Origin of the sequence: Novosphingobium sp. BL-52-GroH, assembly GCF_044813085.1 — a bacterium.
In the GTDB taxonomy this organism is placed as follows: domain Bacteria; phylum Pseudomonadota; class Alphaproteobacteria; order Sphingomonadales; family Sphingomonadaceae; genus Novosphingobium.
This window is the reverse complement of record NZ_CP171150.1, coordinates 308011-319102: the sequence shown is the minus strand read 5'-3', so window position 1 is coordinate 319102 and position 11092 is coordinate 308011. Positions and strand designations below refer to the sequence as shown.

Genomic DNA, 11092 nt, shown 5'->3' with positions numbered 1-11092 from the left:
GGGTTGGGGCGGCATCCTGTCGGGTAAGGGATGCCGCCCCCGTATCCTGCCGACCGGACCTGCCAGTGAGGCTGTGGCGGGCAGGCCGGACGGAGCGCCCGGACGGCAGGAGCATGAATGATCCAGGAGCGCTCACGGCGCCGGGACGCCCGCGCAGCAGATTACCTTCTCGAAGACCATGAACTGGGCGTTGTCCTTGCCCGGTGCATGCTTGGCGGACGACCACAGCGAGCCGGGGCGCCCCACATTGACGCAGGCGCCGCCTTTGACCGGCTCCATGAGCTGGTACTTGTAGCGCGACTTCGTCCAGACCGGCGCGGCCTTGAAGGAGCAGCCATCGGCCGCACTGATCGTGGCCGCGCCAAGCCGCCCCATCATGTAGGTACCGCGCGCGGCAAGACCCGCCCAGGCCTCGACGGAATCGTCGAAATGGATGTCGCCGGCGATCGGATAGGCCGCGCCCCAGGAGCCCATGCACCAGAAGAGCGGGTCTATCACCTTGCCGGCGGCGGCCGCGGCACTGTCGGCCATGCATGCCAGGCCCGCGGCCGGGTTGCCGAACAGGATGCCTTCAGGCTGGATGATCGCGCCGAGCGTTCCCGACTGCCAGGTCGGCAGTACTTCGGTGATGAGGGCGACGTCGAAGCCGTCGTCCTCCATGCAGGGGAGATCGGTGAACATGTCGAGCATCGCCCAGACAGGCGCGATATAGTAGTGCATCTGGGCGAACATCTTTCGGGTATTCGTCCCGTCCGCGATCGAGGACTGGCTGCCCTGAAGCCTGCCGTGTGTGGGCAGGATGTCGGTTCCCAGCGCCATCATGCAGCCAGGTTCGGTCACGACGTCGATCATCCGGTTGGGTGACCAGAAGCTGACCTTCACACCGAACCAGAAGGTCGCGCCCTTGCGGCAGGCGCACAAGGGCTTGGAAGAGGATTGGGCATCGAGCTCCTTGGAGAGCTTGTCGACCGTGCCGATACGCACGCCCCCGATGGTGATCGGAAAGATGCATGTCCAGCGCACTTTCGTGATGGGATTGAATACCGCGCCGGCGGGGCAGGAGGAGGCCCAGGAGGCCTTTGGCATGAGCGTCAGGCAAAAGGCCGCCACGGTGGCCGCGACGAGGATCAGGAAGAGCTTTGGCTTCACGGCGCTTGCCTCCCCTTCACGAGATGGACCTCGCGCAGTTCAATCCGCTGGGCGACCTGGCTGACGATGACGGGCGCGACCGTCAGCCCGAGCCGCTCCTTGACGTGATCCTCCAGGATGAAGATTGTCCGGCCGACCTTCTCGCCAAGTTCCACCGGGTCGCCGGTTCTGCCGGCACCTGAGGCAAGCACAATCCAGTCGGTGGGAGCTGCCGTCGTAAGCGCCCAGGCCAGATCCCGGTCGTGGACGACGACCAGACGCTGCGGAAGGGATACGTAGGTCAGGGGATTGAAAGTGAAGCCCTTGGGATAGAGCGTGCGCCCGTCGGGAAGCGTAATGTCCATGTCGAGCGTGTAGAAGGGCACCAGGCTGCGCACGCGCGTCTGTGTCGCAGGCGCGAGGCTCGCGGCCCTCAGCGCCGGCCAGCGCGACCTGGGACCAAACCGTGCTGACATGTCGGCAGGCAGGGACGCTGCCTTGGCTTCGATCTCGGAAAGCGCGTCGACCTCGGCGATCGGCCAGGTGCGGCCGATCGTCGAGCTTTCGGCGTGGGCAGCAGCTACCTTCAGGCCCGCGGCGCACAATTCAGCAGCGATCCAGACCACGGCTCGCGGCCATCCTGGCCCATTCCCATCACTGACCATTGTCGCCATCCATACGAGCGAGGGGGTGTTTCAGTCGATGCCGGCGCGTCGCGAACCGGCGCCCGAGGTGCATGGAAAGGGCAGAGAGGCCGACAAGGATGAGGCCGCTCACAAGACAGCCGCCTCCGGCCAGCAGGGCACCGCGAATGACGATCCTACCCGGTTGTCGCAGTGCAAGGCCCGCCGCAAGAACAAGCCCGGCGAGCATGGCGGCCTCGATGCAAAGGAGGCGAAGCCGCCAGCGAATGGCCTCGTTCTCTGCCCGGATAGCGACGCGCGCCTCGATCATGCGCTCCAGGGCGGCGTCGCGGCCAAGGTCGAACGCAAGCTGCTCGGGTTGGGATCGTCCGCGCCTCATAGCCGTGTCTCCTTGATAGCGAACCTGTGTCCCAGCACCTCGTCCGGATCGACGCCTGCCAGCTCGCAGACCGCCTCGATGGGGGAGAGACCGGCGCGCAATTTTGCCTCGAACGCTGCGACTTCGGTCGGCGCGCTGGTGTTGATCCAGTAGGAGAAAGGGTCGACGACGAGCCGCGCGATCCCCAGGCCAAGCGGGGAATCGATGAAGACCTCGGAATAGAAGGGTTTGGAGTTGCGGACCGATTTGAGAAGGTCGAGCACAAACCCGGAATAGTCGAGGATCTTGTTCTCGACCGCCTTGTCGTACGTCGATCCCTGCAGAAGGAAGCGCGTGGCTGCATTCTCGAGGATGACTTGGCCGGTCCCGCCGAACAGCAGCAGGTCGTTCATCGACTGCAGCACGATGCCGAAGCTGCCCTGGTATTTGCGCGCGCGCCTGTAACCCTGGCCAAAGGCTTCCGCGAGGCGGGAGAGATCCTGTCCGTCGCTCTTCGACATGAACTGCGCGGCCTCGTCGCACAGGACGAAGCGGGGGCGGTCGCGGGCGGAAAGGTAGAGCTCCTGCGTGACCGCGTTGACGACAACCATGACGATCACATTGAACAGGTCCGGCATGGCCTTGAGGCGCTCGAGTTCAAGCACGACGAACTCGTCCGCGCCGATGTCGAGTGTCGAGGGGCCATTGAAGAAATGGCCGTAGACACCGTCCGACCCGAAATCGCGCAAGTTGAAGGCGAGCTCGCGCGCTGTCGGCACCAGGTGCGAGACATTGTCGAGCGCGCTGGCGGCAAGATCGGGATAGGTGCCCAGCCACCGGCGCACCGCATCGATGCCCAGTTCCGCCCGGCCGCTGTCGATCGTCCACTGGACCGCCGACTTCAGCAAGTTCCATTCCGAGGTCGAGACACCTTTGCGCGTGGCCGCGTTGGCCATTTCCGCCACGATCGCGACCGCCATCGAGATCGCCGACTGCTTGTCCTCGCCATCGAGCGCGAAGCCCATGTCGAAAGGGTTCAGGACGATGCGCTCCTCGCCGATGTCTATGTATCGGCCCGAGCACAGCGTACACAGCTTGCGGTAGCTGCCGCCGATATCGATGACGCGGATGAGGGCGCCTTGCGCGAAGTATTGCTGGCACAGGTTGTTGAGGAGGAAGCTCTTGCCCGCGCCGCTCTCCGCCGAGACGATGAAGTTGTAGTTGTTGATGCGCGGATCGAAGAGGTCGAGCGTGATGAGCTGGCCCTTGCGCCCGACGTAGAGGAGAGCCGGGCGGCCGCCGCCGCGAAAATCGGTCTGGACAGGCGCCATCAGCACCGCGGCCTTCACCGGCATCCGGAAATCGCGCTCGAGCATGCGCAGTGTCTTGCCGTCGGGGTAGAGACCGAAGGGCAGGCTCATGGGCAGCAGGACCGGATTGAGGTAGCTTTCCTCCTGCATCATGAAGGGCAGCGGCTCCGATTCCCACAGCCGCTTGGCCCTTGCGGCCATCTCTCGGGCATGGTCGGCGTCACGTCCGAACACCCAGATGGTCGGTATGACGCGAACGAATTTGCTGTTGCCGGCCTCGTCGAGCACCCAGCCAATTTCGTCGATCTGCTTGCCGACCTCGACCGCGAAGCTGCCGGCTGCCTTCTGGGCGGACAGCACCTGCGCGCGTTTGTGGATCTCGAAGGAGGAATGATCGAACAGGACATTGAGGGTGTAGAGGAACGGTCCCCCGATCTGGTCGCTATCCTCGGCCGCGCCGCGCATACCTCCGGTGAACCGGTTTGCACGTTCAGCGGAGATGCGCCGGGCTGGAGCCTTGGGGGTAAGGCAGCGTGCGACCTGACCGCCGAGGTGCACCTCGGCGCCGTCGAATACCAGGTCGGGGCCGGCATCGATGATCTGCTTGCGGATGGGCGGGGCAACGCCGCCGCCAGCAACCAAGTCGGTGAAGACGCCCGACGTTCGCTGCGAGACCCCGTTGAAGACCCGGCGATAGAGCGCCACCGTTTCTTCAGGAGCGAGGCGCCGGATACCAAGCTTTGCGAGCTGTTCCTCGATCTGACGCTTGACGTCGCCTGGCAGGGGATTGCGCGTCTTGACGGAGAGGAACGTGCGAAAATCGCGCAGCGGGATCCCATGCAGGGACGCAAGGCCATCCCGGCCATCGCTCAGGTACCTTGCGGTGCGGCGCGCGGACGCCTGGATCAGGGGATCGGGCCGGTTCTTGAGATCGAGGTATGCGTCGAGCGCGGTGTCGAGCGAAGGGTCGGCAAAGCTATGCAGCTGCAGGACCGTGCCGGGCGCGAAATTGATGTTGAGCAACCCGACAAGTGCCTGGTGCACATGCACGAACATGTAGGCGCTCGGGACCAGTTCCCAGGCATATCCAAATCCATCGTCGATGCACAGGAAAGCCTCTTCCTGCGGATTCCAGGCGACGAGCGGGAGAAAATCGGAGAAGCGGTCGCGCGCGACGCTGCTGCGCAGCCGGGCGTACGACATACCGCCATTCGATCCGGACCGGCGGCTCATGGCTGGGCCCCCGGGGCGGCCGCATTCGCCTGCGCGTCCGCGGCTCCCCGGACCTGGCCCAGGATCGGCGCCTGCACAGCCGTCGTAGCAGGTTCGACAAGATAATCGCCCACCACCCAGCTCGGAGCCTGAAGGATGGAGTAGACGTAGCGCGGCATATAGAGCCGGTCGGGCCGCTGACGGTCTGCATAGGGAAGGATGAGTGTCCTGACCGTTCGCGGCGAGGCGAGCATCGGCGTCACCGGGTCGTCGATGAGTCCCCGCAGTTCGCGGTAGACGCTGTCGCGGTATCCGGGAAAGGCTGAGGCCTCCGCGCCCCTGGCGCGGCTCCTTGCCGTCCCGGCGCTGTTGCGCCCCGCGCGCTGCTGCGCGCGCAACAGCGACTTGTCGCTGGTGACAGCGGGGTCCGATCGGGACTGGCGGCCGGCAACGGCATCCTCGTAGGCCCGGTCGGGATGGATACACTGGCCATGATCGCTGTTCTTGCAGCTGAATTTTTCGGAGTAGGGTGACATGAGCGAGCCAAGGCTCGCGCAGCCAGGCAGCGCGGCGAGCATCGCGAGCAGTGCGGTGACCGGGACGAGAGGCCGGGGGCCATGGCAGGACTTCATGGCAACCATCAGAATTTGCTCCCCGCGGTGGGCCTTATTTCCAGCGACACGCCTTCCTGGATGACGACGACGACGTCCTTGGCGGCGCCGACCTCGACGATGGGGCCAGCCTGGCGGGCGAGGTCGAGGTAAAACTCGGTCAGCTTGTCCGATGATTTGCCGAGGCCACCGGCAATGCCGGACTTTGCGGCATCGCCGGCGTCGAAAGTCCGGACCGTTCCAAGCGCGGATGTCGAAGTATTCCCGAAGGTGGTCTCGACCGTCTGGGAAATCCCGCTGATCGTGCCGGCAATGAACGAACGGGCGAGCGCGGCACCCGCCCGCGTGACCACCTTTCCGGAAAGACCCTTCTTGCCGTCAGTATCGACGAAGAAGCCCTTCACCTGCTGATCGACGACCGAACGTTCATCGAAATCCACGCAGCTGAGCGAGACCAGCTGCACCTCGACGCGCTCCTTGGCGAGGCTGCCCGTAGCGTTTCCGATGACGAAGCAACCGGCAAGGTTCGCCTTCACGTCGTTGGGAAGCACGGCAGGTGCCTGGACGCGGGCGATGATGGGCTCCGGATTCGAGGTCGCATCCCGGCTGGCAAGCGCATCAATTCCCGTCATCAGCCGCGCCTTCATGAAACCAGGCGGCAAATAGATCGTCCGGTTCTTTTTTTTTGAGCCTCCCGCCGCCGGGGCGTCCTCTTTTCCCGCTAGGGGCGTCACAGCCTGGCCGATGGCGCCGATGACCTTTTCGACAGGAGGAGCAGGCGGCGCAACCGGAGCGATGCCGGCAGGGGGCGGGGGTGGCAGGCCGGCGTTCAGGCCTTCCAGCTCACCGGGCGCTGGCGGCGCCGGCAGATCCGGAGCGCTCCCAGGCAGGGCAGGGGGCAACGGTCCTTCCTCGTTCGGGGTAAGACGAGCGCCGGTCGGTGGCAGTTTGCCTTCCTCGATGGCGGTAACGCGGTCGCCGAGCATGTTCTGACCGTCCAGAACCTTCTTGAGATCGCCGCGCAGTTTCTCTTCCAGGCTGTCGCCGCGAAGGCCCGCGCCCATGTCCAGTTTGGATGCAGCCGGCGGGGGAGCGGCGGGTTCATCCGCATGGCTGGCGGCGTATAGGCCGTAGCCAAGCACAGCCACCGCGGCGAGTACGCTTCCCTGCTTGATGCGAAGCTGCGTGCCCGATTCCAGTGCGGCCCATCGCGCCCGCAAGGCAGCGGGCGTAAGGACACCACCCGCATCGATTTCAACAGGGACGGCGTACTCCTGTGCGGCGCCTGGCTCATGCGAGTTGCCGTGCGCAGGCGGCTGGTCCGCGATCTCGCCGGTCATTGCCCTTCTCCCCGGCGCACGACGATGAGGCGCGCGGTGTCGCCCAATGCGAGCTGGATCCTGTCCAGCGTGACGGAGAAGATATTGGAGCCGAGCGCGGAATCGAGGAAACTGCGCTCGTCGAGGTTCATGTCGCTGGCGGCGGTGACCAGGTACTCGCTGGCCGAAAGACCCGCGCCATCCACGGCGATCCTGCGGCGCTCATGCAGCGCCGCGTGTCCGAGCGAGGCTATGGTGATATCCTCAGTGGCTGGCGCTACATCCGCGAAACTTGCCGGCACCTGGTCGCGGAGCATCGAGAGCGTTATCGAAACCGCGCGTTCCTCTTCCACCAGCGGGCCGAGCAGGTCGGCATTTGCACGCGCGCGCTGGGATACACCTGTCCCCAGCATAACAGTCTGGGCCGGGATGTCGGAGGGCTGCGCATAAAGCGGATAGATCGCGCCGTTGCACGAGACGAAGAATTCGGCTGGCGCCGTCGCATATGTGCGCGTCGGTACGACCTCGCCCTCTATTTCGCGCACGAGGAACTTGACCCAGGCATCCGAACCGGCCCGTTCGACGGAAATTGCCTTTTCGGCAGAGAACCTGACGTCCTCGATCTCTCCGCCCTGACACACCAAGTGGTTCAGGTCGTGGTTCGAAAGCCGGATATTGCTGGTCTGCTCCGGCAGGGCGATGATCGCCTGCGCCTGTGCGTGCCCAGCCCCTGCAAGGACGCACAGGGCCAATACCCATGGCGCGGATCGGCGTTCAGATCTTCGCATCGAAGTTCTCCTCGTGGAGCGATGTGAGCCAGAAGCGGCCATTCTCGACCGCAAAGCCTATCCGCAGATTGCCGCGAAACTTGCGGATGACGCCGCCGATCACGCGGACCTTTTCGACCGGCACCAGGATGTCCTTATTGGAGATCATCACCGGCTGGTCGGTGCGGATGTAGGTAGCGATCGCGAGCGTCGGATTGTTCGACAACTCGTCAAGGACAGCGTTGAGGCTGTCGCGCAGCGCGTTGAAAGCACCGGGATGAGCGATGCCGAGCAATTCCTGAAACTGGCGATCCGCGGTGTAGGCCGAGTATGTGCTCGACAGATTGACAATGTTGCGGGTCATGGATCGCAGGTATGAAGAGGACGGCTTGTCGCCGGTGACGTAGAGATCGCCCCCCGCACCAAAAGGCACGACGACGGTGCGCTGATTCTGGTTCGAGGTGTAGATGACGGCGCCCAGAACAGCGCTTATGCCGAACAGTCCGAGGACCGCGAACTTGAGAAGCCGGTTTTCCTCGAACAGATTGGACGAGCCCTGCAGGTAGCGATGGATGCCCCAGCTCGCAGGTTTGCCCATAAGCGGATCGTGCTTGCGCGTAGCGGATCGTCGTGTGCTGAACACCGGCGAGCTCCTCACTCGTAGAAGCGGGTCTGGGTCGGGCCCGGGTAGTGGCGGAAACGCACCATTCCCCAGCGCCAGGCCATGTGCGGGATAAAGCCGCGCGGCTTGCTGCGCTTCCAGGGGAGAAAAAGGAGAAGGGCCAGGACCAGCGCCCATCCGATCAGCCCGCCCACGACGACGGCCACGAAGATGGTCGACATGACGAGGATGAACTCGTCGGCACCGAACCACAGGATCTGGACCGGCTTGTGAAGGTACTGGGGAAGACGTTCGTCCATGTCCCTTCTCCTTTCCTTGCTTCATTGACAGTCCGGCCGGGCCGGATTGTCGGTTTTCCGAGCCGTAGGGCTGGCCCGGGTCGTGAGGCGGAGCGGCTGGCGCCGTCCCGCCAATCGCTCAGATCACCATCCCGAAGGTCTGGAGGATGGTGTCGGACTTGATGAGACAGACGGCCGCGACGATCGTCGGTATGCCGACCATGATGTTGGAGAAGAGGCGCGAGACGCCGAAGAGGAAGGCCGCTACTCCTGCGACGAAGCCGAGCGGACCCTTGACCCCCTGGTTCACGACGATGTCGTAGATGTCGTAGCCGAGGTCGCCGGCGGCCGGCGCGGTGAAGGCATGCGCCGTTCCGGCGACCGCAATCATCAGAACAAGAGGGACGCCGATGTCAGCGAACGAGAGCATCTGCTTTCCAAACTTTCGGATCATGACCATTACTCCTTTGCGCGTCGGGCGTCCGGCAACGGGCTTGACCACCGGCCGGGACCGGATTGGTCGACGGCAGCGCTGGACGGCCCGACAAACGAGCTCGCAACCGTCTGGATCTTTTTGGGCTCGGCTGGTCGAAAACGCCCGGCTTGGGCAGCGTACCGAGGCGAGCATGAAGGGTCAGGGCGGCGGGGTCTGGTCACCGTTGCCGGCGAGTCCCACGTGCACGGGCTGATCGAGAAATTCGGCCAGTTCGGCCTGCTGGAAGCCGGTGATCACCTTGCCATCGGCAATAATGGTCGGGGTCCCACTGATCCCCATTTTCCTGATCGCTTCGGCATCGGCTTCCACTTTCGCGCGGCCCGCCGGGCACTTGCGCAGGTTGGCAGGCGCATTGCCCTTGTAGAGCACTGCAAACTCCGCAGCTGGGTCAGGCGAGCATAGGATGTGCTCGGCCTTGGCCGCAGCCTCCGGGTGGATCTCGCTCACGAAATAGATGAGGCGCCGGACCGGCTTGCCTTCCGCAGCCTTGCTCGCCCAGAATCGATCGAGCGCACGGCAGAACGGACAGTCAGGATCAGTGAACTCGATTACGGTGGGCGCGCCTTCGGGACCGATCGCGAGAGCCTTTGCCGGGTCGATGGTATCGATCTTGCGCCTCGCTGTCGCGTCCTGCGCCAATGCCGTGAGGTTGACGCCGTTCTTGTCGTAGACTGCGGCGAACAGGATCATCTCGCTTTCCGGCGCATAGTAGATGACCTTGCCGCCGGCGATCGCCTGATAGATCGGTCCTTTGACTGGCGAGAGTGCAAAATCCTCGAATTTGAGGTGTGTGAATGTCTGCATCAGTCGCTTCTGGGCCTGTGCCGCACTGCCGGCGAGGTCCGGCGAATTGGCATCTTCTCGCGCGAAGACGGGGTGTGATGCGATCAACGCCGCTGCAAGCGGGAGCGATCTCGATAACATGGCACGCTTCATCTTGGATCCTTCATGCTGCGAGGGGAATGATCTGGCATTACCGCCGCGTCGATCTGCACATTGGAGCCAACCGGCATGGTTCGGGCCCTGCTGCTCGCGGCGCTTTGGCCTGCCGGGCCTCTCGGCCGGATGATGAAGCCACCGCCTTCCTCGCGGATTTCCAGATATTCGACCGGGAGCGTTACGGTGTCGCCTCCCGCCCTGTCAGGTTCACCATGGACCGCACCCGGCAAGAGGGTCGCGAGAGCGAAGATGGTACTGGACAGCATGGCTGCAAACTCCGGCTCCGTCTGCAGAGGGGCGAACGACCATGCTGCAGGTTGGTGGAATGGTATCGGGCAGCAAAGCGCCGTCGCTTCGGCCTCGCCCCAAAGTGTGGGCGTTGACGATACCGCACAAGGCATCAGGGCACCTGTGCTGCCGTGCAAGGCACCGCTTGCGCCGCAGGAGGCTCTGAGAAAACCGGTTTCGGAAACGAGGCAACCGCTCCAGTCCGATAAAGAGGCTCGACGGGGCTGAGAGGCTCGGGCAGGGATAATCGGAATCATTTCATTATGGGAACGAAACGGATTGACCGTTGGCATTAACCAAATGAACTTTAACGCAAACAATTGCGGGAGAGGGTGCCGGTAGACGCTTCAGGGGGTGCTGAGCATGCTGACGCGAACGAACGCCGGACGAACCGATCCCGCTCAACTGGACGAAATCAAGACCTTATCCGGCCGCCTGATCGAGGAGAGGCGAAAGCGGCTTCGAATGACACAGGGCCAGCTCGCCTTGAAAGTAGGTGTAGGCGTCCGCTGGTTGCGCGAAATCGAGGCGGGCAATCCGAAATCGACGATGGAGAACCATATGCGGTGTGCTTTCGCACTTGGCATGTCTGCCTCTAACCTGTTCGTCCCAGCCCTGTTCTCTGAGAACAACATCGCGATACCGTTCGACATGCTGGTCGAAGACCCTGCCGGAATTAAGTCACGATGTCTTGAATGTATAGCTGACTACTGCATGGAAGCCCTCTCTGTACGTCTTGGCCGCCCGATTGTGCGCTGAATGCAATGACTGGTTGTCATATGAATGCTCGGGAATGGGCAGCGCAACGCCGCGGCTGTGTTTTCGCCCGAACAAGAGCGCTCCAGAGCCTGCACTGCGTGACGATCGCGACACCCCATGGAGTTTCGATACGATGCGTGCGTAGCCGCAAGCCGCTAATGAAGTCGTGTTCACGCCGCCCTGCAGAGCCGTCAAAGACACCGTGGTATCCAGCTTGCCGCGCCTGCGCTGGAACCACGCGAATGCTACGAAGCGACTCCATGCGGCGTTGGCGAGCCGCGCACGTATGCTTTTTTTGAAATGACTGGACGGATAGGTTCGGATTCGGACCCTACGATCCTCGCTTTCGCGAGGCGCCTCC

13 protein-coding genes are annotated in these 11092 nt (G+C 63.6%); 1 reads left to right on the top strand and 12 read right to left on the bottom strand.

The window, feature by feature from the left end:
- Positions 1 to 132: 132 nt before the first annotated feature.
- The 12 genes from ACFFDA_RS09170 to ACFFDA_RS09115 all read right to left on the bottom strand — a co-directional run bounded on the left by ACFFDA_RS09170 (position 133) and on the right by ACFFDA_RS09115 (position 9950).
- Positions 133 to 1086, bottom strand: a complete 954-nt coding sequence (locus ACFFDA_RS09170; protein ID WP_404478773.1) for a TraU family protein — start codon at positions 1084 to 1086, stop codon at positions 133 to 135.
- Between the two features lie 59 nt (positions 1087 to 1145).
- Positions 1146 to 1793, bottom strand: coding sequence for a conjugal transfer protein TraW (locus tag ACFFDA_RS09165; protein ID WP_404478772.1), 648 nt, complete (start codon positions 1791 to 1793; stop codon positions 1146 to 1148).
- Positions 1783 to 2151, bottom strand: a complete 369-nt coding sequence (locus ACFFDA_RS09160; protein ID WP_404478382.1) for a hypothetical protein — start codon at positions 2149 to 2151, stop codon at positions 1783 to 1785. The genes ACFFDA_RS09165 and ACFFDA_RS09160 overlap by 11 nt, the downstream gene beginning before the upstream one ends.
- Positions 2148 to 4673: a TraC family protein gene (locus ACFFDA_RS09155; RefSeq protein WP_404478381.1), complete on the bottom strand. Its 2526-nt coding sequence runs from the start codon at positions 4671 to 4673 to the stop codon at positions 2148 to 2150. The genes ACFFDA_RS09160 and ACFFDA_RS09155 overlap by 4 nt, the downstream gene beginning before the upstream one ends.
- Positions 4670 to 5293 (bottom strand): TraV family lipoprotein, encoded by a 624-nt coding sequence (locus tag ACFFDA_RS09150; protein ID WP_404478380.1) that lies wholly within the window; start codon positions 5291 to 5293, stop codon positions 4670 to 4672. Before ACFFDA_RS09150 ends, ACFFDA_RS09155 begins: the two co-directional genes overlap by 4 nt.
- Positions 5293 to 6603: a TraB/VirB10 family protein gene (locus tag ACFFDA_RS09145; RefSeq protein ID WP_404478379.1), complete on the bottom strand. Its 1311-nt coding sequence runs from the start codon at positions 6601 to 6603 to the stop codon at positions 5293 to 5295. The genes ACFFDA_RS09150 and ACFFDA_RS09145 overlap by 1 nt, the downstream gene beginning before the upstream one ends.
- Complete coding sequence (locus ACFFDA_RS09140; protein ID WP_404478378.1) at positions 6600 to 7370, bottom strand: type-F conjugative transfer system secretin TraK; 771 nt, start codon at positions 7368 to 7370, stop codon at positions 6600 to 6602. The genes ACFFDA_RS09145 and ACFFDA_RS09140 overlap by 4 nt, the downstream gene beginning before the upstream one ends.
- Positions 7357 to 7947 carry a TraE/TraK family type IV conjugative transfer system protein gene (locus tag ACFFDA_RS09135; RefSeq protein WP_404478377.1) on the bottom strand — a complete coding sequence of 197 codons (591 nt, stop codon included), beginning with the start codon at positions 7945 to 7947 and terminating at the stop codon, positions 7357 to 7359. The genes ACFFDA_RS09140 and ACFFDA_RS09135 overlap by 14 nt, the downstream gene beginning before the upstream one ends.
- A gap of 56 nt (positions 7948 to 8003) precedes the next feature.
- Entirely contained in the window at positions 8004 to 8270 is a 267-nt protein-coding gene (locus ACFFDA_RS09130; RefSeq protein ID WP_404478376.1) for a type IV conjugative transfer system protein TraL, read from the bottom strand.
- Between the two features lie 118 nt (positions 8271 to 8388).
- Positions 8389 to 8703 carry a hypothetical protein gene (locus tag ACFFDA_RS09125; protein ID WP_404478375.1) on the bottom strand — a complete coding sequence of 105 codons (315 nt, stop codon included), beginning with the start codon at positions 8701 to 8703 and terminating at the stop codon, positions 8389 to 8391.
- 180 nt (positions 8704 to 8883) lie between these two features.
- Entirely contained in the window at positions 8884 to 9681 is a 798-nt protein-coding gene (locus ACFFDA_RS09120) for a DsbC family protein (RefSeq protein ID WP_404478374.1), read from the bottom strand.
- The gene (locus tag ACFFDA_RS09115) at positions 9678 to 9950 is read right to left on the bottom strand and encodes a hypothetical protein (protein WP_404478373.1); all 273 of its coding nucleotides are present in this window, start codon (positions 9948 to 9950) and stop codon (positions 9678 to 9680) included. Before ACFFDA_RS09115 ends, ACFFDA_RS09120 begins: the two co-directional genes overlap by 4 nt.
- A gap of 385 nt (positions 9951 to 10335) precedes the next feature.
- Here ACFFDA_RS09115 and ACFFDA_RS09110 point away from each other — a divergent pair, with 385 nt between their 5' ends.
- Entirely contained in the window at positions 10336 to 10731 is a 396-nt protein-coding gene (locus ACFFDA_RS09110) for a transcriptional regulator (protein ID WP_404478372.1), read from the top strand.
- Positions 10732 to 11092: the final 361 nt, after the last annotated feature.